Here is a 23,668-nt window from a genome sequence, read left to right on the forward strand (position 1 = left end):
TCTGTATTTCGATTCTTCCGGGAGGCTTGTATGAGTCCCATTCAAATCGCCCTGCTGCTGCTCGCCGTTGCCGGCGTGTGGGCCATCGCTGAGCTCGCGCTTACCCTGCGCAAGACCCGCAATGTTGTCGACTCGCTCGATAAGACCGTGAACGACCTCAACAACACCATCGCCGAGGCTCAGCCTGTGGTGGCAAAGCTCGATGGCGCTGTCGATGAGCTTACGCCGGCGCTTGCCCAGATGGAGCCGCTGCTTAAGTCGAGCAAGACGGCAGTTGATGCCCTTACCTCCAATCTCGTAGAGGTCGAAGCCGTGGTTCGCGACATTTCCGAGGTTACGGGCAGCATGGCCGAGGCCAGCAATGCTGTGTCGAGCGTGACCGACTCTGCCGCCGGTGCTGTGCAGAAGCTCTTCAATAAGGTGAAGGCTCCTGCAGCCGACGCCGATCGCAAGCTCGCCGCTGCCGCTGCGGAGGCCGAGCAGCCTACCGAGCGCGTCCTAATTGGCGAGGACGAGGCCGCCGCGGGCGACGATGATGGTCAGAAGTCTGTATCCAAGCCGGCTCAGTATTACACCTATACGCCCGCCGAGACCTCTGAGGAGTCCTGCGATGAGTAGCGAAGCAACCTGCCCTATCACGCTGACCGTTGCCGGTGACCCGCGTCTCGCTCGCCTTGTGCGCATGACGGCAGCCAACGTTGGTGCCCTGTGCTCTATGTCTGTCGATCGCATCGAGGACATCCGCATGGCTGCTGAGGAGGCTTTCATCTTTGGTTGCACCGCGGTCGACTGCGATGACATTACCATCAAATTCGATGTCGATGAGACCCACGTTGGCATGACTATTACCTTTGGCGACCAGGCTACGGTCGATGAAGACGACCAGGCTGCGGTGTATGCCGAGCTCATCCTCGCGAGCGTGTGCGACTCCTACGAAAAGACTACGGCGCCCCTGACGCTTTCCCTCGACCTCAAGGCGGATATCTAATATGACCGAACGTTCCCGGAGCGGCAAGACCGCTTGGGACAAGGAGAAAACCCGCGAGCTGTTTCGTCGTTACAAGGAGACCGGTGATCCGGACGCCCGTGAGCAGCTCGTCATGTCCCATATGAACCTGGTAAGGTTTCTTGCCAACAAATTTAAGAATCGCGGCGAGCCGCTCGACGACCTCATGCAGGTCGGCTATCTGGGCTTGCTCAAGGCTATCGACCGTTTTGATCCCGAGCGCGGACTCGAGTTCACGACGTTTGCGACACCCACTATCCTGGGCGAGATCAAACGGCATTTTCGCGACAAGGGCTGGAGTGTGCGCGTACCGCGTCGTCTGCAGGAGCTCTCGGCCAAGGTCAACCAGGCTACTGACAAACTTACCAACGAGCTGCAGCGTTCGCCCAAGGTTGAGGAGATCGCTGAGTATCTAGATGTGACTGTCGATGAGGTCCTCGAGGCTATGGAATCGTCTTCGGCCTATACCTCGGTGCCCATCGAGGCTCCTGGTGCGTCCGATTCCGACGATGCCCCTTCGATTCTCGACCGTTACGCCGACGACGACAACGAGCTCGACTTTACTGATGACCGCCTAGTGATCGAGGAAGCCATCCGTGATTTCTCGCCGCGCGAGCGCGAGGTGATCGAGCTGCGCTTTCTGAAGGGCATGACCCAGATCGAGATCGCCAAGAAGCTGGGTATTTCTCAGGTGCAGGTTTCGCGTCTGCTGCGCCGCACGCTTAAGAAGATTCAGGACAAGATCGACCCCGACGGAGTGATGATTCGTTCATGAGTGAGCACCCCCAACAAACCGATCGCGTGCTGCGCGACACCCGCATTCTGACGCTGCGCATTTGGGCTGTTGTCGGCTGCATTGTCATCGCCGCTGTCATCTTTAACCTTATGGGCATCCTGGCGCCGGTTATCGAGTTTCTCGCTGTTGGTTCCATCATTGCCTTTGTGATGTCCCCGATCACCAACTGGCTCGAGCACCATGGCGTGAATCGCGGCATCGGTTCGCTTATCGCGCTTATTGTTGTTGTTGCCGTGCTCGTCGGTGTCGTTTGCATCTTGTCGCCGATTCTCTTTGGTCAGATCATGGAAGTCCTGAGCCGCCTGCCCGAGCAGCTTCGTGTTGCGGGTGGCGATCTCAACGAGATGATCTCGCATGCCAAGACGCTCAATAACACGCCGCTCAAGGAGTATTTGGACGATAATCTTTCGTCGCTGGTTACCGTGGCATCGAAGTATGTGTCTCAGATTGCTGCCGAGCTTGGCCGCGGTGTGTTCCCGCTCATCACCAATACGGCCTCGCAGTTGTTCGTGATCTTCCTTGGTCTGGTGCTTGCCTACTGGATGGCCTGCGACTACCCTCGCATGCATCACGAGATTTGCACCATCATCGGTCAGGAGAAGGAGACCTCGTACCGCTTTATGGTCGCCATCCTTTCTCGCTCTGTCGGCGGCTACATGCGCGGTATGGTCGTGACGTCCATCTGCGGTGGTTTCCTCGCCTTTATCGGCTTCCTGATTATCGGCCATCCGTATGCGGCGCTCATGGCTATCTTCACTGGCATCATGCACTTGGTTCCGGTCGTCGGTCCCTGGGTGAGCGCGGCAATCGCCACGGTACTCGGCTTTATGTTCAGCCCCATGTTGGCGTTATGGACGCTCATCGTGACGATGGTCGCGCAAAACGTCACCGACAATGTGATTTCGCCTAAGGTCATGCAGAGCTCAGTGCAGGTGCATCCCATTATGAGCCTTACGGCTCTCGTTATTGGTTCGGCACTCATGGGGCCCATCGGCATGTTTATTGCCATCCCGCTTTGTGCGGCCCTCAAGGGCATCTTCGTGTACTACTTCGAGAATGAGACCGGCCGTCAGCTTGTGGCCTATGACGGAGCCGTGTTTAAGGGCACGCCGTACCGCGATGCCGATGGCAACCCGGTCGCCGCCTACGACGCGCTCGGCGACGACACCTTCATCTATGAGTCCGAGCTCATCGGTAACGAGACTGCGCCCGAGGCCCAGGCCATGCCCAAACCCGAGCTCGATAATCCCTGGATGAAGCTCTCGGGCCTTCAGCCCGATGCTACGGGCTTTTTCAAGAATCCCTTCGCCAAAGACGACGATTTCAATATGAACGACGACACCAAAACCGGCATCGACGGCTCCATGGACGATTCGGATTCTAAATAGGTTCTATTAACGTTTCTTGAAGTTGTAAATGACAAGAAACGCGACCAAAGCGATTGATAAGGGGCCGGCTACATAGAAAAAGAGAACGTCAATTGCGCGTAGAGTGTAATAAGCCTTATCGCCGGACATTACTGTATACAATACGTATCCAAATGATGGTTGGTTTGCGTACCAGCATGAGAAGGCCAAGAGCGCTAAAAGTGCTACAACCAGAAGTGCATTCAGGACAAATCGTTTGCTTTTCATCGATCGCTCCTTCCGGGTGAATCTTATATGCAATTATACAGCAGTCCTTTTTCAAAGGATCGCGCAGTACTAAATAACGTGCACTTTCGCTGGAGGGTCGCTGTTTGGCGACCCTCTTTTTTGCACTTGCGCGGCGGGATGGTAATATCGTTACGTTTGAACTGTTTCGATGTGAAACCGAGGAGATTCCCTCTATGAGTGCTGACTACCCGTCAATGACTACGGCCGAGATCCGCTCCAAGTTCCTCAACTTCTTTGAGGAGCGCGGTCTTAAGCTCTATCCTTCTTCGTCCCTCGTCCCCGACGATCCTTCACTGCTGCTTGCCAACGCCGGCATGAACCAGTTTAAGGAGTACTACCAGGGCAAGAAGACCATGAAGGAGATTGGCGCGATCTCCTGCCAGAAGTGCGTCCGCACCAACGACATCGACTGCATCGGCGAGGACGGCCGTCACCTGTCGTTCTTCGAGATGCTCGGCGATTTCTCTTTTGGCGGCGTCTCCAAGGAGCAGGCTTGCGCCTGGGCCTTTGAGCTCATCACCAAGGAGTTCAAGCTGCCGCTCGACCGCCTGTACTTTACCGTCTTTACCGAGGACGATGAGACCCATGACGTGTGGCGCTCCCTGGGCGTTGCCGAGGACCACATCTCCCGCTTGGGCGAGGACGACAACTTCTGGGCCGCTGGCCCCACCGGCCCCTGCGGTCCGTGCTCCGAGATCTACTTTGACATGGGCGAGGAGGTCGGTTGCGGCAGCCCCGACTGCAAGCCCGGCTGCGACTGCGACCGCTTCCTTGAGTTCTGGAACCTCGTGTTTACCCAGTACGACCGCCAGGAGGACGGCTCCATGCCGGAGCTGCCGCACCGCAACCTCGATACGGGCATGGGCCTGGAGCGCATGGCTGCCATCATGCAGCACAAGACCGCCAATTACGACGGCGATCTGATGCAGCACCTCATCAAACTCGGTGAGGAGATTAGCGGCAAGACCTATGACGCCGATGACTACTCCGGCGCCAGCCGCTCCCTGCGCATCATCGCCGACCACTCCCGTGCTGTCGACTTTATGATCTCGGACGGCATCCTTCCCGGCAACGAGGGTCGCGAGTACGTCCTTCGCCGTCTGCTCCGCCGTGCCGTGTTCCACGGTCGCCTGCTGGGCATCGAGGGCGCCTTCCTGACCAAGTTCATCGACGAGGTCAACGCTCAAATGGGCGAGGCCTATCCCGAGTTGCTCAAGAACGTCGCGCTCGTCAAGGGTATCGTTGCCTCCGAGGAGGAGCGCTTCTCCACGACGCTCGACAACGGCCGCGTGTACCTGGACGAGGCCCTGGCAGCGCTTGCCGAGGGCGCTGTGCTTCCGGGCGATGTCGCCTTTAAGCTGCACGACACCTTTGGTTTCCCCATCGATCTGACCGTCGAGATCGCCGGCACCGCTGGCCACGACGTCGACATGGACGGCTTCACTGCCTGCATGGAGGACCAGAAGGCCCGCGCCCGCGCTAACGCCAAGGGCGACGCCTGGGGTAGCTTCAACGACGTGTGGGTCGAGCTTTCCGACAAGGTCGCAGCGACCGAGTTCGACGGCTATGACAACGATGTGATCGAGGGCGCCAAGGTTGTCGCCATCGTGCGCAACGGCGAGTCCGTCGAGTCCGCAGCCGCGGGCGAGGATGTCGAGGTCGTGCTCGACCGCACCCCGTTCTATGCCGAGATGGGTGGTCAGCAGGGCGATGCCGGCAAGCTTTCCGCCGAGGGCGTTGTTCTGACCGTTGCCGACACCAAGAACCACAACGGCCTGTATGCCCACGTCGCGCACGTTGCCGATGGCACGCTGACTGTCGGTGCCGCTGTGACCGCCGCTCTCGACGCCGAGCGCCGTGGCTTCCTGCGCCGCAACCACACCGCCACGCACCTGCTCGACGCTGCCCTTAAGCAGGTCCTGGGCGAGCACGTCTCCCAGGCCGGCTCGCTGGTGACGCCCGAGCACCTGCGCTTTGACTTTACGCACTTCGAGGCCCTTTCCTCCGAGCAGCTCAAGGCTGTCGAGGACTTGGTCAACCAGCAGATCTTCGCCTCCAAGCCGGTCGTGACCCGTGTTATGGGCATCGACGAGGCTAAGGCTGCCGGCGCTGTTGCTTCGTTTGGAGAGAAGTACGGCGATGTCGTCCGCGTCGTCTCCGTGGGCGCCGAGGACCAGCCGTTCTCTCGCGAGCTCTGCGGTGGCACGCACGCTGCCAACACCGCCGAGATCGGCCTGTTCAAGATTATTTCCGAGTCCTCTACGGGCTCGAACGTCCGCCGTATCGAGGCCGTGACCTCTAAGGGTGCTCTCGACTATATGGCCGACCGCCTGGCACTCGTTGACGCCGCCGCTGCTGCGCTCAAGTGCCGCGTCGACGAGGTTCCCGCCCGTGTGGAGAACCTGCAGGTCGAGCTGCGCGAGACGTCCAACAAGCTCAAAAAGGCTCTGACCGGTGGTTCCTCCGACGCCATTTCCAGCTCCATCGAGGGTGCTGTCGAGCTCGGTGGCTACAAGCTCGTCGTTGCTGAGCTCCAGGGCCTTGAGGCTGCCGACCTGCGCAACGTATGGGATACCGTGCACCAGAAGGTCGCCGGCCCTGTCGCTTGTGTCGTCGCCAGCGTGACTGAGAAGGGCACTCCGGCCCTGCTCGCTGCCGGCTCCGATGACGCCGTGAAGGCCGGGTTCCACGCCGGTAATGTGATCAAGCAGATCGCGGGTCTGGTCGACGGTCGCGGTGGTGGCCGTCCCAACATGGCCCAGGCCGGTGGCAAGAATGCTGCCGGCATCGCCGATGCCCTCGCGGCCGCCAAGACCGCGCTCGGCGCCTAAGAATCTAAGAAGTCACTGTGGTCGCGCTTGCGCTGGACATAGGGGAGACCAGGATTGGCATCGCCGTCTCGAGCCGTGATGGCAAGATGGCGATGCCCGTCAAGGTGCTCCCGGCCGCCGAGGTCACCGGTATGGCCAAGACGTTCCGCTACCTGGTCGAAGACTATGAGCCCGACATCCTGGTAAGCGGACGTCCCCTGACCATGGGCGGTGAGCCCGGCCCCCAAGCCGAGCGCGTTGCCGCCGTGGCGCAAAAGATTGCCGACGAGCTCGATCTTCCGCTGGAGTTTGAGGACGAGCGTCTGTCCTCGCAAGAGGCCAAGCGTATCCTGCGCGAGCAGGGCCTCAACGAAAAGCAGATGAGGGGCAAGATCGACATGATTGCCGCCAGCCTTTTTTTGCAGACGTGGCTCGATCGTAAAAACGAGGAGGTTTCGCATGCCTAGTGCTTCCGATCCGCGCCAGCCGAATCGTACACGTCAGCCGGCGTCGCGCCCTGCCCAGCCTGGCCAGCGTCCGGCACAGCCGACGCAGCGCGCAGCTCAGCCTGCCGCGCGCCCGGTGCAGTCCTTCTCTCGTTCGGCCCAACCTGTTCAACGGACGGGTCAGCAGCCTTCTGCTCGTTCGGTTCAGCATCCGGCTTCTCACGCGGCTCAGCAGCCCACTGCTCGTACGGCCCAGCCTGCAGGCGGTACCCGCTTTAAGCAGCAGGCACCTACCCAGCGAACGCAGGCCCCCCAATCGCATTCTCATCACGCCCGCGGTTCGCATGGCGTTGCTCCGGCGACCCGCTCGAGCTACAACACGCATACTCGTCGCGGTGCTCAAAAGAAGAGCTCTCCGGTTCCCATGATCATCGGCGTTGTGGTGGCGGTGCTTGCGCTTGTCGCGATCGTTTTCTTTGTCGTGCCGGCCGTCAAGGGCTTCTTTGCCGGTGAGGATACGAAGGTCACGGCTGGTCAGCAGGTTACGGTAACCATTCCCGACGGTGCTTCGGGCGATACGATCGCCTCGATTCTCTCCGAGAACCATATCGTCGAGAATCCCAAGGATTACTATGCGGCGGTGAAAAAGCTCAACGCCGATATGTCGCTCAAGCCTGGTACCTATTTGTTCACCACACTCATGGACGCGACCAAGGTTGTTCAGCAGCTCATGGAAGGTCCCAACGCGGGCTCCAATGCGCTAACAATCCCTGAGGGCCTGACGGTCGATCAAGTCGCCGATCGTGTGGCCCAGGCCTACGATGGCATCTCTAAGGAAGACTTCCTCAACCAGGCTAAGGCCTCCAACTACGTGGACGACTATAGCTTCCTTAAGGGCGCCGCCAACGACTCGCTTGAGGGTTTCTTGTTCCCCAAGACTTATTCGTTGGGCGATTCGCCGACGGTCGATGACGTGATTCGCGCTATGCTCGATCAGTTTAAGACCGAGTACAAGTCGCTTGACTTTGCGAGCTGCGAAGCCAAGATCAAGGAACGCTACGGTGTGGAGATGTCCGACTACGACATCGTCAACTTGGCCTCTATCGTTGAGCGCGAGGGCCTCAACGCCGACCAGCGCGCGCACGTGGCCTCGGTCTTCTACAACCGTCTTGCCGGCAAGCTCGATGGTCTGCGCTATCTCAACAGCGATGCGACCATGATGTATGTCACCGGTGGCGAGGTTACCGCCGACGACCTGCAGAGCGATAGTCCGTATAACACCTATAAGCATGAGGGTCTGCCATCCACGCCCATCTGCTCTCCGTCGCTCGAGGCACTCAAGGCCACGCTTGAGCCGACCGACTCCGATGACCTGTATTTCTACATTACGCAGGACGAGGAGTACTTCTCGCAAACCTACGAAGAGCATCAACAGTCTTGGAATTAGCATGAGGATTTTTAGCCCCAAACGTTACGTTGCCTCGGTCGATCGCATCGACCTTGATACCCTTTGGGCCGACGGCAAACGCGCCATTCTGCTCGATCGCGATAACACCCTGGTGCCGCGTGACACCGAGCAGGTTCCCGCTGCGGTTTCCGCTTGGCTCGATACCGCCCGCGCCAAAGGCTTTAAGCTGTGCATGGTGTCCAACAACTGGCATCGCGACCAGGTCATGGCATCAGCACGCGAGCTGGGACTCGAGGCCATCAGCCATGCCATGAAGCCGGCGCCGTTTGCCCTCAAGGCGGGTCTTAAGCGCCTCGGCGCCACGGCCGACGAGGCGGTGCTGATCGGTGATCAGCTCTACACGGACGTGTGGAGCGGCAACTTCGCCGGCGTCGATACCATCCTGGTAAAGCCGCAGGCCACGCAGGACCTGTGGTATACGCAGATCTTCCGTATCTTTGAGCGCCGGGCCCTGCGCGACCTTCCCTGCGAGGAATAGGTCTCGTCATGTCCCAGCACACCAAACACGGCTGCGACCATATCTTCTTTATCGGCTTTTTGGGCGCGGGCAAATCGACGCTCGCGCGCAACGTCGGCACTATGTTCAAGCGGCGTTTTATCGATACCGACCGCCTAGTCGTCCGCCGTTGCGGCAAGTCGGTAACCGAGATTTTTGAGACCGAGGGTGAGGATCGTTTTCGCGAGCTCGAGACCTCGGCGCTCCGTTCGCTCCAAAGCGAGCGCAGTCTGTTGGTTTCGTGCGGGGGCGGTATCGTCGAGACGCCGGTGAATATTGAGCTGATGCACGAAATGGGTACGTGCGTGTACCTCGAGGGCGACTTTGAGGATTCGATTCGCCAGATTCGTCGGTCCGACACGCGCCCCGATTTCCGCTCGCCCGAGCATGCCGCGCGCTTGTTTGAGCATCGCCGTCCGCTGTATCGCCAGGCCGCCGATATTACCCTTGATATTCGCAACAAGTCCTTCGAGGACGTTTCCTACCTTTGTGCCGAGATGCTTTTGGAGCGTGGACTGCTATGATTCGCCGCCAACTGATCAATTTCCAAAACCGCAGCGTCGATGTCCGTGTCGGATTGGGCGCGTTCGATGAGCTGTCGCGTATGTTTGCCTCGGCTGTGGGCAAGCCTAAGCGCGCGATGGTGGTTTGGAACTCCGCCTCGTCAGAACGTTTTGATGAGGTCGTCGAGCATGCGCTGGTCGACGCCGGTTTTGCCGTGTCGCAGTTCTCCCTTGAGGTTTCGCCTGCTGGTGCCACGCTGGCCGATGCCGATGCTATCTTTGGCGCCTTGTCTGCCAACGGCATTACCTGCGACGATCTGGTTGTCGCCGTTGGCGATGCCGCAACCTGCTCGGTTGTTAGCTGGTGCGCCAACCAGTGGTGTGGCCGAACCGAGTGCGCGCTGCTGCCGACGACCTTTGACGCCATGCTCACGGTCGCGACGACCATGAAGCCGCTCATTGCCTCGTCGTCGAATGCGCTTCCCGCTATCGCGTTCCGTCCCGAACCGGGCTTGGTCGTGTGTGACCTCGACCTTGTTCGCGAGGCGGACCCCGAGGACCTCAAGCTCGGCTATGTGGTACTTGTTGGCACCATGCTTTCGAGCAGTAAGTCCCGTTGGAATCAGTTTACTGAGACCGTCCCCGAGATTCTCGCGGGCGAGGAGGTCGCGCTCGTCAATGCCGTTCAATGGTCTCAGACTGCCCGCAAGGACGTACTGATGGCCACGAACCCGAGCGCTCGCCATGCGCTCGATTTTGGCAAGACGGGGGAGCGTACCCTGCGCGCCTGCTTGGGCGATGCCGCTTCGCAGGCCCCTGCCTACCAGCTGTTGTCCGAGGGCATTCGCTTTGAGGCACGCCTTGCACATGATGCCTGCGATTTCGATATCGATTACGTCTTTGAGGTCGATGACTGCTTGGAGGACTTTGGTATCGAGGAACTTGCCTTCGATCTGGAGTCTGCCGCATATATCGAGGAGTTCCGCAAGCAGCAGTTTGCACGCTCGAACCGCAGCATGTTGCCGCTGCCCGCGGCACTCGGCGCCATTCGCCTAACGAACGTTGAGGACGAGGTTCTTAAGCGCCATGCTCACGCCTACTTGGCTTCTCGTAAAGAACTTCTCTAAGATTTATTGACTTCCATCCTCTTTCGTATCATGTTGAGGGGCGGGTTTCCAATCGGTTGCGGATCGCATGCGATTCCGTCGTTCGGTTGAGACCCGTCCCGTCTATATAGAGACAACAAGAAAGGAATCTGCATGTCTGAGTTTGCTGCCGGTCCTGCCGGTCGTATCGAGCGTGTCCGTGCCCTGATGGCCGAGCGTGGCTACGACGCCATCGTGGTGCGCGACGAGGCCAATCTTCGTTGGCTTACGGGCGTGAAGGGCGTTTTCGATTACACCTTTGAATTCCCGCACGCGGCGTTTATTACGGCCGACCAGTGCCTGTTCCATACCGACTCGCGCTACCTCAACAGCTTTGAGGAGAACACGCCCGCCGGCAGCCCCTGGGTTTACGACATGGACGAGGGTACCATCCCCGGCTGGGTCGCCGGCAAGATTGCGGCTAACAAGTGCCGTGTCTGTGCTGTCGAGGACGATATGCAGATTAACTTCTACCAGGGTATTCAGCGCGGCCTGGAGGACCGTTCCGTCGCCTGCATCCTACCGCTGATGCACGACGACATCCGCAAGATGCGCGCCATCAAGGATGCCGAGGAGATTGAGCTTATGCGCCATGCGCAGTCGATCACCGATGCCGCTTTCCAGCATATGCTCGGCTTTATTAAGCCCGGTATGACCGAGAAGCAGGTTCGCAACGAGCTCGAGAACTTTATGTTCGCCAACGGCGCCGACAGCCTTGCCTTCGGCTCCATCGTGGCGAGCGGTCCCAACACCGCCAACCCGCATGCCGTGCCGAGCGATCGCGTGATCGAGAAGGGCGATTTCGTTCTCATGGATTACGGCGCGGGCTACTGCGATTACCGCTCCGACATGACGCGCACCGTCGTGATGGGCGAGCCCACGCAGGAGCAGCTCGACCTGTACGCGCTCGTGCGCCGCACGCACGAGGAGTGCGTCGCCGCCATCCATCCGGGCGTTGAGGGTAACGACATCTTCAAGCTTTCCAAGAAGATCATCGGCGATGCCGGCTATGGCGATTACTACAATCATGGCCTGGGCCACGGCGTCGGTATCGACATCCACGAGCTGCCCAACTTCAACCGCAGCAAGAACACCATCGCGATCGGCTCGGTTGTCACCATGGAGCCCGGCGTGTACCTGCCCGGCGTGGGCGGCGTGCGCCTGGAGGATTACGGCGTGGTCACCGAGAACGGCTACGAGCCTTTCACCAAGACCCCGCACGACCTGCACGTCATCGATTGCTAGCCCATTTCGATAGATTTTTGGGGCGGGGCGTCCGAATCGATTCGGACGCCCCGCGTTCTCTTTTTATGCGCTCGCCGCAGGCGCCGTCTGCAAGTGTATAATTTCTGTCGTATGTAATTTGGACGCTTGTGCGTTCTGCCCATAACAAGAAAGGTCGCTATGCCTACCATTTCTACCGCCGACTTCAAGAACGGCCTCGGTCTCCGTATCAAGGACAAGGTCTACACCATCGTCGAGTTCCAGCATGTCAAGCCGGGCAAGGGCGGCGCGTTTGTGCGCTACAAGACCCGCGACATCAAGAGCGGCCGCGTCGTCGAGAACACCTGCAACGCCGGCACCAAGTTCGAGAGCGTCATGCTCACCACCCGTGAGTTCCAGTACCTCTACAACGATGGCACCGACTACATCTTCATGGACAACGAGTCCTATGAGCAGGTTCCCGTTCCCGAGGACATGGTGGGCGAGAACTCCAAGTGGCTGCGCGAGAACGACATCTGCCAGCTGCTCTTCGCCGACGATGAGCTCATGGGCGTGACCCCGCCGATGTTCATCGAGACCACCATCGTCCAGACCGACCCGGGCTTTAAGGGCGATACCGTCCAGGGTTCCACCAAGCCGGCCACGATCGACACCGGCGCTGTCATCCAGGTCCCCATGTACCTCAACGAGGGCGAGGTCATCAAGGTTGACACCCGCGACGGCAAGTTCGTCTCCCGCGTCTAGCAACCAACTCTTCTAGGAGGACTCATGCCCCAGGAAATCAAGATTGACGGCATCGGCATTTCGCCCGATGTTTTGACCGCCATCGTCTCGCGCGCCGTGTCGGATGTCGAGGGCATCGCCTCCGTTGGCGTCAAGGACCTTGCCACCAACCTTGTCTCCATGATGCTCTCGTCCAAGGCCCCGGCTTCCGAGCCGGCTGTCGAGGCCGAGGTCGTTGGCGACAAGCTCGCACTCACCGTGCGTGTCGTGGTGTTCTTTGGCTATCCGTTCAAGAAACTCGCCGAGGCCGTTCGCGCTGCCGTGGTCGCTGCCATCGATGCCCAGGTTGGCGTTGAGGTTGAGCGTGTTGACGTTTGCATCGACGGCCTCGTTTTCCCCAAGGAGTAACCTTTGAGCCTTAAGGTTTATCGCGGGCGTACGCTTGCCCGCAGTCAGGCGCTGCAGCTGCTGTTCCAGGCCGAGGCCACGGACAGCCCGCTCGAGCGCGTCCTCGAGGGTGATTTCCTGATCTCGAAGGGTCCCCTCGACCCCTATGCGCTGGAGCTGTGCCGCGGTGCCTACAAGCATATCGACCGCATCGACTGCGCTCTGCGCTCCGTTGCCAAGAACTGGGATCTTATGCGCATGCCCGGTGCCGACCGCAATCTGCTGCGTATCGCCGTTTACGAGATGCGTTTCCTCACCGACGAGGAGGTCTCGGACGCCATCGTGATCAACGAGGCCGTCGAGCTTGCCAAGGCCTATGGCACCGACCGGTCCGCGTCGTTCGTCAACGGCGTGCTGGGCAAGATCGCTCGCAGCGAGGAGCTGCCGGGCGAGGACCTATACCAGGAGCTGCTGGCCGAGGATCGCGCTCGCGAGGAGGCACAGGCTGCCGAGGCTGCCGCTAAGGTTGCGGTTGCCCAGGCTGAGGCTGGTGTGTTGGCCGAGGATGCGGACGCTGCTGAGGCCGTCGAGGCCGACTCCGTCGAGGAGTAGCCATGCCAGAGGGTTCTGTCCGTAACTTTGATGAGATTTCGGACCGTCTGGATCAGATCATCGCTACCGTTCGCTCCAAGGATACCTCCTTGGAGCGTTCGCTCGATTTGTTTGACGAAGCGATTGAGCTGGGCTCCCGCGCGGTCGATATGGTCGACAAGTTTGAGTTGACGCCGCGTGAGGCCGACAAGCTCGAGCAGGAATACGATGAGGATGCGGCAAACGAATCCCAGGATAGCTAGGCCGCATCTCCGGATACGAATGGTTGATGGCATTCATGAAACGCGTGCGTCTTGATGACGAACTGATTTCACAGGGCATCTGCGCCGATCGCGCGGATGCCCTTCGCACTCTTATGGCCGGCTTGGTCTCGAGTGGCGGTGAGCGCTTGACTTCGCCGGGCCTTAAGGTGATCCCGGGGCTGCCGCTGCATGTGAAGGGGCGCATTCCCTATGTTGGCCGCGGCGGTCTTAAGCTCGAAGGCGCGCTTGATGCGTTTGGCATCAATCCGACGGGCCTTGCCTGTCTGGATGTGGGCTGCTCTACCGGCGGCTTTACCGATTGTCTGCTCAAGCGCGGAGCTGCGACCGTTGTCTCGGTGGACGTGGGTCGCGCCCAGTTCGATTGGTCGTTGCGCCAGGACGATCGCGTGACGCTGCATGAGCGCACAAACGTGACGCAGCTGCCTGAGCTTGGCTATGCCGGCACTATCGACCTGGCTGTGTGTGATGTCTCGTTTACCAGCATCGCGAACATTATCGATGCGGTACTGGCGTGCCTGGCGCCTACGGGTGCATTCTGCACGCTCGTAAAGCCGCAGTTTGAGGCTCCGGCGGCGCTGGTGGGCGAGGGCGGCATTGTGACCGATCCCGCCGTGCGCCGCGATACACTCGTGGCGGCGGTTGAACTCTTTGCTGCCAAGGGCCTGTTCCCGGTCGATGTGTGCGTGTCGCCCATTCATGGTGCCAAGGGCAACGTTGAGTTTTTCCTGTACGGCACGAGATTTGACCCCGGCGATCGCTCGCAAGACGAGCTGCAATCCCAGGTATCGGTTATGAGCGAGAAAGCTGCAACGCTATGAAGGTCTTTCTGGTTCCCAATTACTACAAGCAAGAGGCGGTCGAGAGCGGCCTGATGCTCGAGCTTTGGCTGACTCGCCAGGGCTATGAGGTCGCATGGGCTGCCGACCAGCGATCCAAGATTCAGAGCACGCCTGATATTGACGGCTCCGATCTGGTCATTACGCTCGGCGGCGACGGTACGTTGCTGCGCGCTGCCCGCATCCTCAACCATCGTGAGATTCCTATCCTCGGTCTTTCCTATGGTCACCTGGGCTTTCTAACTGCTGCGAGCCCCGAGGAGCGCGACATCCTGCAGGTCGTGAGCGACGCCCTGTCCGGTGAGCTGCACGTGAGCCGTCGCGCCACCATCGCCGCGGATATCGTGTCCGTGCGCGAAGACGGTACGAAGGATGTCGTGCGCACCTTCGCCCTCAACGACATGGCGCTTACCCGCGGTCCGCTGTCCGATATGGTCGAGTTCGACATCACGGTGTCCGGCCATCATATCGACCGTCTGCGTGGCGACGGCGTGGTCGTGTCCACGGCGACTGGTTCTACGGGTTACGCGCTCAGTGCCGGTGGCCCCATCGTGAGCCCCGACTATACGGGCATGGTCTGCGTACCCATTGCGCCGCACACCATTCAGGCTCGTGCCTTTTTGACCTCGCCGAGTGATGTCGTCGAAATCTTTATGTCCGATGATCGCCCGAGCGTTCCGGCGATCGCTATCGATGGACAGTTTATTACCTGCGATGGCACCGTTGAGAGCGTGGCGGTGCGCCGCGGGCCCGGAGATGTGTTGCTGCTGGATTACGGCCCCGAGAGCTTCTATAACTCGGTGAGCCGCGTATTCTACGGAGTCCGTCATGATCGATGAGCTGCAGGTTTATAACATTGCACTCATTCGCGAGGCGACGCTGGTGCCGAGTGCCGGCCTGACTGTCCTGACTGGCGAGACTGGCGCCGGCAAGACCGCGCTGCTCTCGGCCCTCAAGCTAATTTTGGGCGAGCGTGCGGATTCGTCGACGGTGCGCGAGGGCGAGGCACTGGCGAGCGTCGAGGCGCGACTCTTCGACGGACCGCACGACACGGAGGGGTTCACCGTACAGCGCAGCCTTTCTGCCGAGGGCCGCAGCCGCGTGAAGATTGACGGTCGCATTGCCAGTGTGCGCGAGCTTTCGGAGCGCGTCGGCGTGATGATGGATCTGTGCGGCCAGCACGAGCACCAGCGCTTGCTCGATCCGGCGCATCACGTTGCGATGGTCGATGCCTGGGCGGGACGCTCTGCGCTCGAGGCGCTCGAGCACTACCGTGCTTGCTTTAAAGCCTCGCGCGCGGCTGCCAAGGAGGTCCGTCGCGTCGAGGAGGCCTCACGTGCGCGGGGGAGTCGCGTCGAGGAAGCGCGCTTTGCGCTCGAGCGCATCGGCGAGGTCGACCCCAAACCGGGCGAGTATGAGGAACTCGAGGAACTGCTGCCGCGCTCCGAACATGCCGAGGTACTGGTTGCCACAGCTAACGATGCCCATGCATCGCTTGCCTCCGAAGGGGGAGCGCTCGACGCCGTGAACAGCGCCGTGGCAGAACTTTCCCGAATGGCTACCGTCGATCGCAAACTGGGCGACATTGCCGATGCGCTTTCGGATGCCTGTATCTCCCTTGAGGATTGCGCGAACGAGCTTCGTACCTATCGCGATGGCGTCGCCTTCGACCCGCGCGAGCTCGCACGCATGCGTGAGCGATATTCCGACCTCAAGGGCCTGTTGCGTCAGTGGGGTCCCACCATGGACGATGTTTTTGCCATGCGCGATCGCTCGCAAGAGCTGCTGTCCCTGGTCGATGATGGCGATGAGCAGATCAAAAAGGCGCGTGAGGCACTCGGGAGCGCCGAGCGCGAGTTGTTTGCCGCTGCCAAGGCACTTAAGCGCGCACGCAATACGGCGGCCCCGCGCTTCTGCCACGAGGTTGGCCGCCAGATGGCGCGCTTGGAGATGGGTAGTGCCGAGCTCGTCTGGGAGTCGCGCGATCTTCCCCGTGCTGAGTGGACGCCCGTTGGTCCTTCGAGCTACGAGCTGCTATACCGCAGCGGTGCCGGCTTGACGCCACGTCCCCTGCGCCGCATTGCGTCGGGCGGCGAGCTCAGCCGCGTCATGCTTGCAAGCAAGGTTGTCCTCGGTAACGCGGACGGTGTCGATACGCTGGTGTTTGACGAGGTCGATGCCGGTGTCGGTGGCTCCACGGCGCGTGCACTCGCGGGCGTGCTGGCAGATCTCGCCTCTACGCATCAGGTGATTGTCGTAACCCACTTGGCGCAGGTCGCCGTCATGGCCGACAAGCATTATGTTGTCAGCAAGGAACCAGGCGATGTTCCCCAGACGCATTTGGACGAGGTAACCGGCGAAGCGCGTACCGCCGAGATCGCCCGCATGTTGAGCGGCGATCAGTCCGAGGCTAGCCTGGCGCACGCAAAGCAGATGCTCGAAGAAGCTCGAGGTTAGGTCGTATCAGCGGTGTTGGTGGGACAAAATAGACTGAAATTTTTGTCCCACTACGCATTTTACTCCACAACCTTATCCGGCTGGATGAGCTCTTCGTAGTAGCTGATATGCTCGCGGGCGTCTTCGATTTCGGGCAGCAGGAAGTTGTAGATGACCTCGATGATCATCGTGGCGCTCATCTTGGAGAACGCGAAGTCGCCCGTTGTCAGTAGTGCTTCGTGGTTGACGGTATTAAAGGTGTAGTCTGCCAGGCGCGCGAGCGGGGATTTGCTGTCGCTGCTGATGACGACTACGGTTGCGCCGCAGTCGCGAGCCGCTTTTGCCATGCGATTCAGTCGGCGCGACTTGCCGGAGTTCGAGATCAGAACGATGACGTCGCCGGGGCGCAGCGTAAGCGCAAACCCAATCGAAGTCTCGCTGATGGTGCTTGCCATGCAGCGAAGGCCCAGCTGCGAAAACTTAAACGTCGCGTCGAGCGCGACGGCGTTGGTGTTGCCTACGGCAGCAAACTCGATAGCCCCTGCGTTCTTAAACGCGTGCACGACGGCTGCCAGTGTGTCGTGGTCAATACCATCGATAGTCGCATTGAGTTCGCTTACCTTGGCAGCGAGAATATTCTTGAGGCTCTGCTCCATATTGTCGAGCGAGACCTCGTCGGTGAGGCCTTCGTTGCGCTGGCTCTCCAGATCGCGCGCTAGTGAAAACTGGAAACTGCGAAAACTGCCAAAACCCAGTTTGCGGCAGAAGCGCGAGACGGTTGCCTCGGAGGTTGCGGCGGCGCGCGAGAGCTGGGCGGCTATCAGACGCGGTGCCTCGGACTGGTGCTCTAGGATATAGTCGACAATGCGCTGCTCGGACTCGCTGTACCCCCTGTGTGTGCTAATAAGGGAGAGTGCGCTCTTGCTGCTATCGGACATGGGACTGCTCCTGGCTGGCATAAAAATCGGACTTGTTTTGTTATGTCGTAGTATACGGGCATTTTCAACTACAAGATACACCTTGCCGTTTCAATGGTTGATGGTAAACTTTCATTGACCGTTTACGGTTATGAAAGAACCTTTCACCTGAGAAATGAGCTGTATTACTTCTCATATAAGCGGTGGGTTGGTATCTTTCAAGTGTGGAAAAACGCGCATCGAAGCGCGTGTAGGGGAGCGCCCGCGGGCGCAGTACTCAAGAAGGAGGGACACATGGCTAAGTTTGACATCATCGCCGCCACCGGTTGCCCGACCGGCATCGCGCACACCTTCATGGCGAAGGAGGCGCTGGAGAAGGCTGCTGCCGAGCGCGGGCTGACCATTAAGGTCGAGACCCATGGCCAGGTCGGTGTCGAGAACGAGCTCACCAAGAGCGAGATCGCTGGTGCCAAGGCCGTCGTCGTCGCAGCCGACAAGGATGTCCAGGCTGAGCGTTTCGCCGGTAAGCCCATGGTTTCCGTTGGTGTTTCCAAGGCCCTGTCTGTCGAGGCTGCCGGTAAGCTGATCGACCGCGCGCTCGCCGCCAAGGGCGACGACACGGTTGCCGCTGCCGCCGATGTCGAGGACGAGGTCGAGGAGAAGGAGTCCATCGGTCACGTCATCTACAAGCACCTCATGAACGGCGTCAGCCACATGCTGGTCTTCGTCGTTGCCGGTGGTGTTCTGACCGCCATTTCGTTCCTGTGGGGCATCACGTCCTTTGATTCGACGGCTGCCGACTACAACAGCTTCGCCGCTATGCTCAAGATCATCGGCGGCATTGCCATGAACCTCATGGTTCCCGTGCTTTCCGCCTACATCGCCGAGTCCATCGGCAAGCGCCCGGCGCTCGTCCCCGGTTTCGTCGCCGGTATGATTGCCATCCAGGGCTTGCCTGTTAACGCCGCCACCGGCATGATCGACGCCGGTGGCGCAGGTGTGGGCTTTGGCTTCCTGGGCGGCATCGTCGGCGGCTTCCTCGCTGGCTATGTCATCCTGCTGCTCGAGAAGGTTTTCTCTAAAATTCCCGCGAGCCTTAATGGCCTGAAGGCAATCTTTCTGTATCCGCTGTGCTCTACCGCCATCGTCGGCCTGGTCATGCTCGGTATTTCCGGCCCCATGGCTGCCATTAACCAGGGCATGATGGATTTCCTGCAGAGCCTCGGTAACTCCGGTCCGGTGATCCTTGGCCTGGCCATCGGCTGCATGTGCGCCTTTGATATGGGCGGCCCGGTCAACAAGGCTGCTTACGCTACTGGCACCTTCCTGCTCGGTACCGCTCTCGAAGCTGGCGTCGGCACCGAGACCTACAACTTCGGCACCAACTTCATGGCTGCCGTCTCCGCCGCTTGCATCGTTCCGCCGCTGATCACCACCTTCGCCGTCATCGTCGGCAAGAAGTACTTCAGCCAGGAGGATCATGACGCCGGTATCGTCAACCTCATCCTTGGTTGCACCCACATCACCGAGGGCGCCATTCCGTTCATGACCAAGAACATCTGGCCCGTCATGCCCATCATGATGCTCGGCTCTTCCATCGCTTCCATCTTGACCATTTTCTTCAACGTTCACGATCCGGCGCCTCACGGCGGCTTCCTGGTCCTGCCCGTTGTCGAGAACGGCCCGCAGTGGGTCCTCGCGATCCTCATCGGCGCCGTGGTCGGTGGCATCCTGTTCGTCGCTTTCAAAAAGTATGACTTCGAGAAGAACCAGAAGGCCGCTCCCGCTAAGCCTGTCGAGGCTCCCAAGGCCGCTGCCGTCGAGGCCCCCAAGGCCGAGGCTGCCGACTTCGTGAAGGTCGAGAACGTTTTTGTCGCCGAGAACTTCGCTTCTCGTGACGAGGCCCTGAGCTTTGTCTCCAACCAGGCCGTCAAGGCCGGTCTCGCTGACGACGCCGACGCCGTGATGAACGCCTTCCTGGCCCGCGAGGCCGAGGGCACCACGGGCATGATGGAGGGCTTCGCCATTCCGCATGCCAAGTCCGATGCCATTACCGAGGCCGCCGTCATTGTCGTCAAGGACGACTCTGGCGTGACCGGTTGGGACACCATGGACGGCGCTCCCGTCAACGTGGCTATCGCCCTGCTCATCCCCGGTGCCCAGGCCGGCACCACGCACCTCAAGATCTTGTCCAAGGTCGCCGAGGCGCTTATGGACGAGGGCTTCCGTGCCACCGTCAAGGGTTCCACCGACGCCGCCGAGATCGCCAAGACGATCAACGCCCGCCTGGTCTAATCCCGCAGTTCGCGAATAACATCGCCCCTTGTATATAAGGCGGAGACTCCACCAGGAGTCCCCGCCTTTTTCTATCCCTCTCATAAGTTGCGGTGAAATAGGGACTGCTTAAACGATTCAACCCCAAATTCAGTCCCTATTTCACCGCAACTTACAAAAGGGCATAGAGGGGGCTGTCTATCGAGTCTTTGTCACGAACAGGTCATCAGCCAGAATTCCGTTCGCACGATATTGCTCTGGACCGACCAAGTTTCCGCAGCTCGCCTGTCGGGCGGGGCGGTTAAGTTTGTCGCGAGTTCCGCACGCAAAGGAAAGCACTTAATGTGCTTTCCGTCTTGCGCAGGACTGTAGAGCAGCAAACTTAACCGCCCCGCCCGGCAGGCGAGCGTGCTGCAACGACATCCGTCCAATAATTCGTGTGAAACACAATGAAAAACAGTTTGATGTGAGTTAATATAAACAACGTCGTGAATATGGCTCCTGTCGCATGGTCGACAGGGGTTAAACACAAAAAAGGAGTCAATTATGGTTTCTGAGAAGGCTACCCTCGTTAATCCTCAGGGTCTTCACATGCGTCCGGCTGGTCTCTTCGCCTCCACCATGGGCAAGTACGCCTGCGACGTGACGGTCGTCACCCCCGAGAAGGAGGTCAACGGCAAGTCCCCGATGGCCCTCATGGCTGCTGGTATCCCTTGCGGCACCGAGGTCGAGGTCAAGTGCGACGGCGCTGACGAGGCCGAGGCTCTGGCTGCTGCCATCGAGCTCATCAAGAGCGGTCTTGGCGAGTAGAACTCAAACGGGTCGCATGTTGAACAACTAAGTTCATATTTGGGGGCGCAGTGACCTGTTATAAGGTAGCTGCGCTCTTTTGTCATGGATATGGCAAAACGCTTTATCACATGACACGGAGAGAGGAATGGGAATGTATCAGGGAGTCAACGCTTCCGAGGGCATCGGTATCGGCACCGTCATGGTTGCCGTCGATCCCGACTTGACGTTTGAGCCGCACGAGGTTGCTGATTCGGCAGCAGAGAAGGAGCGCTATCAGTCCGCTCTTTCGGTCTTCTGCGAGAAGACCCAGGCTCAGGCCGACCACATGAAGGAGACGGTGGGCGAGGCCGAGGCCGAGATCATGAGCGGACACATTGTCCTGGCTCAGGACCCGGGCATGACCGACGCCATCAACGCCGCCATTGACGGTGGCACCTGTGCCGAGCAGGCGCTCATGGACACCTCGACCATGTTCGAGAACATGTTCCTGTCCATGGACGACGAGATGTTCCGTCTGCGCGCGGCCGACATCGCCGACATCCGTACCGGTATTCTGGCCGAGCTGCTGGGCAAGGAGGTCGTCGACCTCTCCGTCCTGCCCGAGAACACCGTCGTTGTCGTGCACGACCTCACGCCGTCCATGACCGCCACGATCGATAAGGCCCACGTTGCCGGTATCGTCACCGAGACCGGTGGCCGCACGTCGCACTCCGCGATCATCGCGCGCGCCCTTGAGATCCCGGCTGTCCTTTCGGTTTCCAACAGCTGCACCGCGCTGCGCAACGGCATGACCGTTGTCGTCGACGGTGGCAAGGGTATCGTCGAGGCCGATCCCGACGAGGAGACGCTCGCCGCCTACACCGCCAAGGCCGAGGCCTTCGCTGCCGAGAAGGCAGCCCTCGAGGCCTTCCGTGGCAAGCCGTCCGTGACTGCCGATGGCATCAAGAAGATCATCGCCTGCAACATCGGTAACCCCGATGACGTGCCCAACGCGCTCGATCACGACGCCGAGGCCATCGGTCTGTTCCGCTCCGAGTTCCTGTTCATGGACTCTGCTGAGCTTCCTTCCGAGGAGGAGCAGTTCAACGCCTACCGTAAGGTCGCCAGCGCGCTCAAGGGTGCTCCGGTCATCATCCGCACGCTCGATGTGGGTGGCGACAAGGAGATTCCGTATCTGCATATGGTCAAGGAAGACAACCCCTTCATGGGCTTCCGCGCCGTGCGTTACTGCCTGGCCAATCCCGACCAGTACAAGGTCCAGCTCCGCGCTCTGCTGCGCGCTAGCGCCTTCGGTGACGTCAAGATCATGATCCCGCTCGTCACCTGCGTCGAGGAGGTCTTGGCTGTCAAGGAGCTCGTCGAGCAGTGCAAGGCCGAGCTGACCGAAGAGGGTCGCAAGTTCAACGAGAACATCGAGGTCGGCATCATGGTCGAGACGCCCGCCGCTTCGCTGCTCGCAGACCGTCTTGCCGAGGTTGCCGACTTCTTCTCCATCGGCACCAACGACCTGATCGGCTACACCATGTGCGCCGACCGTGGTAACGACACCATCTCCAACCTGTACCAGGTTTACTATCCCGCCGTGCTCCGCTCGCTCAAGAACATCATCGAGAGCGGTGTGAAGGCCGGCATCATGGTCGGTATGTGCGGCGAGGCCGCTGCCGATCCGCTGCTCGAGCCGCTGCTGATCAGCTGGGGCCTGGAGGAGTTCTCGATGAGCGCTCCGTCGATCCTGCGCGCCCGCAAGACCATCAGCCAGTGGACCAAGGCCGAGTGCGACGAGCTCGCCGAGAAGGCACTCGCCTGCAACACCGCCGCCGAGGTCAAGGCACTGCTCGAGTCCGCTGCTCGCTAATTTGGTATCAGAGGTAACCGCGTGGTTGGAATGGGCCGGCCACGCGGCCCTCACATATACAGGGGGTACTGTAAATGTTCTACACGCTAACCGCTAACCCGGCTGTCGACATGACGGTTTCGAGCTCTCCGCTCGAGCCCGACGAGAACGTCCGCACCGGCTCGGCCAGCTACACGGCTAACGGCAAGGGCCTCGACGTGTCCTTCGCCTTTAAGAAGATGGGCGTCGACACCGTCGCGCTCGGCTTCTTCGCCGGCTTCACGGGCAAGTTCATCGTCGAGGAGGTCATGAACCTGGGTTGCCTCTGCCGCCCGGTCTGGACCGACGGTATCACGCGCATTAACACCTACGTCAACGATGGCCAGCACGAGTACGGCATCCTGAACCCTGGTGCTCCGATCACGCCGCAGCACCAGGAGGAGCTCTACAACATCCTGGACACCGCGGGCGATCTCGAGTGCCTGATCGTTTCCGGCTCCGTGCCTCCCAAAGCTACGCCTGACTTCCTGGCTAAGGTCATGGAGCACGCTCAGGCCCGTGGCGCCGACGTCGTCCTGGACCTGTCCTCCGATAAGCTCAAGGAGCTCGCTCACAAGAAGCCGCTGCTCATCAAGCCGAACCATCACGAGATGAAGGCCATCTTCGGCGTGCCGGTTGACACCGACGACGAGGTCCGCGTTGCCATGAAGATGGCTCACGACGCCGGCGTTCAGAACGTGCTGCTCACCCGTGGTAGCCGCGGCGACGCTTACTTCTCCAACGGCGAGGACATCTGGTACGCCAAGCGTGAGTTCAACATCAAGCTGGTTTCTTCCGTCTGCGCCGGCGACTGCACCCTTGCTGCGTTCCTGCACAAGTGGTACAGGGATCGCGACAACGTCGAGGAGGCCATGAAGCTCGCTATGGCCACCGGCGCCAACGTTGCCGAGTCCGTCGGCATTGGCGACTTCGGTCACGTTGACGAGTACAGCAAGCGCGTTGCTGTCCGCAAGCTCGATCGCAAGTAAGCGATACACGACATATT

The 23,668-nt window shown here is 60.0% G+C and carries 23 protein-coding genes; 22 read left to right on the plus strand and 1 reads right to left on the minus strand.

Going from position 1 to position 23,668, the window contains the following annotated elements:
* Window positions 1–30: 30 nt before the first annotated feature.
* The 18 genes from ACGHIZ_RS05555 (at window position 31) to ACGHIZ_RS05640 (ending at window position 16,827) form a co-directional block, all read left to right on the plus strand.
* Window positions 31–618 carry a hypothetical protein gene (locus ACGHIZ_RS05555; RefSeq protein WP_138374846.1) on the plus strand — a complete coding sequence of 196 codons (588 nt, stop codon included), beginning with the start codon at window positions 31–33 and terminating at the stop codon, window positions 616–618.
* Window positions 611–988, plus strand: a complete 378-nt coding sequence (locus tag ACGHIZ_RS05560) for a hypothetical protein (RefSeq protein ID WP_006233993.1) — start codon at window positions 611–613, stop codon at window positions 986–988. The genes ACGHIZ_RS05555 and ACGHIZ_RS05560 overlap by 8 nt, the downstream gene beginning before the upstream one ends.
* A 1-nt stretch (window position 989) precedes the next feature.
* Window positions 990–1,781, plus strand: a complete 792-nt coding sequence (locus ACGHIZ_RS05565) for an RNA polymerase sigma factor SigF (protein WP_138374848.1) — start codon at window positions 990–992, stop codon at window positions 1,779–1,781.
* On the plus strand, window positions 1,778–3,190 hold the full coding sequence (locus tag ACGHIZ_RS05570; RefSeq protein WP_390449806.1) for an AI-2E family transporter: 1,413 nt from the start codon (window positions 1,778–1,780) through the stop codon (window positions 3,188–3,190). The genes ACGHIZ_RS05565 and ACGHIZ_RS05570 overlap by 4 nt, the downstream gene beginning before the upstream one ends.
* A 440-nt stretch (window positions 3,191–3,630) precedes the next feature.
* Window positions 3,631–6,288: an alanine--tRNA ligase gene (gene alaS / locus ACGHIZ_RS05575; protein ID WP_390449809.1), complete on the plus strand. Its 2,658-nt coding sequence runs from the start codon at window positions 3,631–3,633 to the stop codon at window positions 6,286–6,288.
* A gap of 17 nt (window positions 6,289–6,305) precedes the next feature.
* Window positions 6,306–6,734 (plus strand): Holliday junction resolvase RuvX, encoded by a 429-nt coding sequence (gene ruvX, locus ACGHIZ_RS05580; RefSeq protein WP_138374851.1) that lies wholly within the window; start codon window positions 6,306–6,308, stop codon window positions 6,732–6,734.
* Window positions 6,727–8,160, plus strand: coding sequence for an endolytic transglycosylase MltG (mltG, locus tag ACGHIZ_RS05585; RefSeq protein ID WP_229025849.1), 1,434 nt, complete (start codon window positions 6,727–6,729; stop codon window positions 8,158–8,160). The genes ruvX and mltG overlap by 8 nt, the downstream gene beginning before the upstream one ends.
* A 1-nt stretch (window position 8,161) precedes the next feature.
* A complete protein-coding gene (locus ACGHIZ_RS05590; protein ID WP_117639353.1) occupies window positions 8,162–8,659 on the plus strand; it encodes a YqeG family HAD IIIA-type phosphatase in 498 nt (165 codons plus the stop codon).
* An 8-nt stretch (window positions 8,660–8,667) separates the two neighbouring features.
* On the plus strand, window positions 8,668–9,201 hold the full coding sequence (locus tag ACGHIZ_RS05595; protein WP_138374852.1) for a shikimate kinase: 534 nt from the start codon (window positions 8,668–8,670) through the stop codon (window positions 9,199–9,201).
* Window positions 9,198–10,307, plus strand: a complete 1,110-nt coding sequence (locus ACGHIZ_RS05600) for a hypothetical protein (protein ID WP_138374853.1) — start codon at window positions 9,198–9,200, stop codon at window positions 10,305–10,307. The genes ACGHIZ_RS05595 and ACGHIZ_RS05600 overlap by 4 nt, the downstream gene beginning before the upstream one ends.
* Window positions 10,308–10,439: 132 nt before the next feature.
* Complete coding sequence (locus ACGHIZ_RS05605) at window positions 10,440–11,570, plus strand: Xaa-Pro peptidase family protein (RefSeq protein WP_138374854.1); 1,131 nt, start codon at window positions 10,440–10,442, stop codon at window positions 11,568–11,570.
* 159 nt (window positions 11,571–11,729) lie between these two features.
* Window positions 11,730–12,293, plus strand: coding sequence for an elongation factor P (efp, locus tag ACGHIZ_RS05610; protein WP_006233983.1), 564 nt, complete (start codon window positions 11,730–11,732; stop codon window positions 12,291–12,293).
* 24 nt (window positions 12,294–12,317) lie between these two features.
* On the plus strand, window positions 12,318–12,680 hold the full coding sequence (locus ACGHIZ_RS05615) for an Asp23/Gls24 family envelope stress response protein (RefSeq protein WP_006233982.1): 363 nt from the start codon (window positions 12,318–12,320) through the stop codon (window positions 12,678–12,680).
* A 3-nt stretch (window positions 12,681–12,683) separates the two neighbouring features.
* Window positions 12,684–13,271, plus strand: coding sequence for a transcription antitermination factor NusB (nusB, locus tag ACGHIZ_RS05620; RefSeq protein ID WP_390449817.1), 588 nt, complete (start codon window positions 12,684–12,686; stop codon window positions 13,269–13,271).
* A 2-nt stretch (window positions 13,272–13,273) separates the two neighbouring features.
* A complete protein-coding gene (locus ACGHIZ_RS05625) occupies window positions 13,274–13,513 on the plus strand; it encodes an exodeoxyribonuclease VII small subunit (RefSeq protein WP_006233978.1) in 240 nt (79 codons plus the stop codon).
* 35 nt (window positions 13,514–13,548) lie between these two features.
* Entirely contained in the window at window positions 13,549–14,352 is an 804-nt protein-coding gene (locus ACGHIZ_RS05630; protein ID WP_148331517.1) for a TlyA family RNA methyltransferase, read from the plus strand.
* A complete protein-coding gene (locus tag ACGHIZ_RS05635) occupies window positions 14,349–15,209 on the plus strand; it encodes an NAD(+)/NADH kinase (RefSeq protein WP_035138200.1) in 861 nt (286 codons plus the stop codon). Before ACGHIZ_RS05630 ends, ACGHIZ_RS05635 begins: the two co-directional genes overlap by 4 nt.
* Complete coding sequence (locus ACGHIZ_RS05640) at window positions 15,199–16,827, plus strand: DNA repair protein RecN (RefSeq protein ID WP_138374856.1); 1,629 nt, start codon at window positions 15,199–15,201, stop codon at window positions 16,825–16,827. The genes ACGHIZ_RS05635 and ACGHIZ_RS05640 overlap by 11 nt, the downstream gene beginning before the upstream one ends.
* A 59-nt stretch (window positions 16,828–16,886) precedes the next feature.
* Here ACGHIZ_RS05640 and ACGHIZ_RS05645 read toward each other — a convergent pair whose 3' ends face one another.
* Window positions 16,887–17,744 (minus strand): MurR/RpiR family transcriptional regulator, encoded by an 858-nt coding sequence (locus tag ACGHIZ_RS05645; protein WP_390449821.1) that lies wholly within the window; start codon window positions 17,742–17,744, stop codon window positions 16,887–16,889.
* A gap of 273 nt (window positions 17,745–18,017) precedes the next feature.
* Here ACGHIZ_RS05645 and ACGHIZ_RS05650 point away from each other — a divergent pair, with 273 nt between their 5' ends.
* From ACGHIZ_RS05650 to ACGHIZ_RS05665, 4 genes are all read left to right on the plus strand, one after another.
* Window positions 18,018–20,018, plus strand: a complete 2,001-nt coding sequence (locus ACGHIZ_RS05650) for a fructose-specific PTS transporter subunit EIIC (protein WP_196022808.1) — start codon at window positions 18,018–18,020, stop codon at window positions 20,016–20,018.
* Window positions 20,019–20,543: 525 nt separating this feature from the next.
* Window positions 20,544–20,807: an HPr family phosphocarrier protein gene (locus ACGHIZ_RS05655; RefSeq protein ID WP_022094575.1), complete on the plus strand. Its 264-nt coding sequence runs from the start codon at window positions 20,544–20,546 to the stop codon at window positions 20,805–20,807.
* 133 nt (window positions 20,808–20,940) lie between these two features.
* A complete protein-coding gene (gene ptsP / locus ACGHIZ_RS05660; RefSeq protein ID WP_035138206.1) occupies window positions 20,941–22,644 on the plus strand; it encodes a phosphoenolpyruvate--protein phosphotransferase in 1,704 nt (567 codons plus the stop codon).
* Window positions 22,645–22,718: 74 nt separating this feature from the next.
* Window positions 22,719–23,651: a 1-phosphofructokinase family hexose kinase gene (locus tag ACGHIZ_RS05665; protein WP_196022547.1), complete on the plus strand. Its 933-nt coding sequence runs from the start codon at window positions 22,719–22,721 to the stop codon at window positions 23,649–23,651.
* The last annotated feature ends 17 nt before the right edge of the window (window positions 23,652–23,668 follow it).

The sequence above is a fragment of the Collinsella sp. i05-0019-G5 genome, from assembly GCF_042851345.1.
Lineage (GTDB): Bacteria > Actinomycetota > Coriobacteriia > Coriobacteriales > Coriobacteriaceae > Collinsella.

Coding starts and splice junctions, on each gene's coding strand:
- ACGHIZ_RS05635 (WP_035138200.1), top strand. CDS start 14,349: ATGAAGGTCTTTCTGGTTCCCAATTACTACAAGCAAGAGGCGGTCGAG.
- ACGHIZ_RS05645 (WP_390449821.1), bottom strand. CDS start 17,744: ATGTCCGATAGCAGCAAGAGCGCACTCTCCCTTATTAGCACACACAGG.
- ACGHIZ_RS05615 (WP_006233982.1), top strand. CDS start 12,318: ATGCCCCAGGAAATCAAGATTGACGGCATCGGCATTTCGCCCGATGTT.
- mltG (WP_229025849.1), top strand. CDS start 6,727: ATGCCTAGTGCTTCCGATCCGCGCCAGCCGAATCGTACACGTCAGCCG.
- ACGHIZ_RS05595 (WP_138374852.1), top strand. CDS start 8,668: ATGTCCCAGCACACCAAACACGGCTGCGACCATATCTTCTTTATCGGC.
- ACGHIZ_RS05655 (WP_022094575.1), top strand. CDS start 20,544: ATGGTTTCTGAGAAGGCTACCCTCGTTAATCCTCAGGGTCTTCACATG.
- alaS (WP_390449809.1), top strand. CDS start 3,631: ATGAGTGCTGACTACCCGTCAATGACTACGGCCGAGATCCGCTCCAAG.
- ACGHIZ_RS05590 (WP_117639353.1), top strand. CDS start 8,162: ATGAGGATTTTTAGCCCCAAACGTTACGTTGCCTCGGTCGATCGCATC.
- ACGHIZ_RS05605 (WP_138374854.1), top strand. CDS start 10,440: ATGTCTGAGTTTGCTGCCGGTCCTGCCGGTCGTATCGAGCGTGTCCGT.
- ACGHIZ_RS05600 (WP_138374853.1), top strand. CDS start 9,198: ATGATTCGCCGCCAACTGATCAATTTCCAAAACCGCAGCGTCGATGTC.
- ptsP (WP_035138206.1), top strand. CDS start 20,941: ATGTATCAGGGAGTCAACGCTTCCGAGGGCATCGGTATCGGCACCGTC.
- ACGHIZ_RS05640 (WP_138374856.1), top strand. CDS start 15,199: ATGATCGATGAGCTGCAGGTTTATAACATTGCACTCATTCGCGAGGCG.
- ACGHIZ_RS05560 (WP_006233993.1), top strand. CDS start 611: ATGAGTAGCGAAGCAACCTGCCCTATCACGCTGACCGTTGCCGGTGAC.
- ACGHIZ_RS05665 (WP_196022547.1), top strand. CDS start 22,719: ATGTTCTACACGCTAACCGCTAACCCGGCTGTCGACATGACGGTTTCG.
- efp (WP_006233983.1), top strand. CDS start 11,730: ATGCCTACCATTTCTACCGCCGACTTCAAGAACGGCCTCGGTCTCCGT.
- ACGHIZ_RS05570 (WP_390449806.1), top strand. CDS start 1,778: ATGAGTGAGCACCCCCAACAAACCGATCGCGTGCTGCGCGACACCCGC.
- ACGHIZ_RS05565 (WP_138374848.1), top strand. CDS start 990: ATGACCGAACGTTCCCGGAGCGGCAAGACCGCTTGGGACAAGGAGAAA.
- ACGHIZ_RS05650 (WP_196022808.1), top strand. CDS start 18,018: ATGGCTAAGTTTGACATCATCGCCGCCACCGGTTGCCCGACCGGCATC.
- ACGHIZ_RS05630 (WP_148331517.1), top strand. CDS start 13,549: ATGAAACGCGTGCGTCTTGATGACGAACTGATTTCACAGGGCATCTGC.
- ACGHIZ_RS05555 (WP_138374846.1), top strand. CDS start 31: ATGAGTCCCATTCAAATCGCCCTGCTGCTGCTCGCCGTTGCCGGCGTG.
- ACGHIZ_RS05625 (WP_006233978.1), top strand. CDS start 13,274: ATGCCAGAGGGTTCTGTCCGTAACTTTGATGAGATTTCGGACCGTCTG.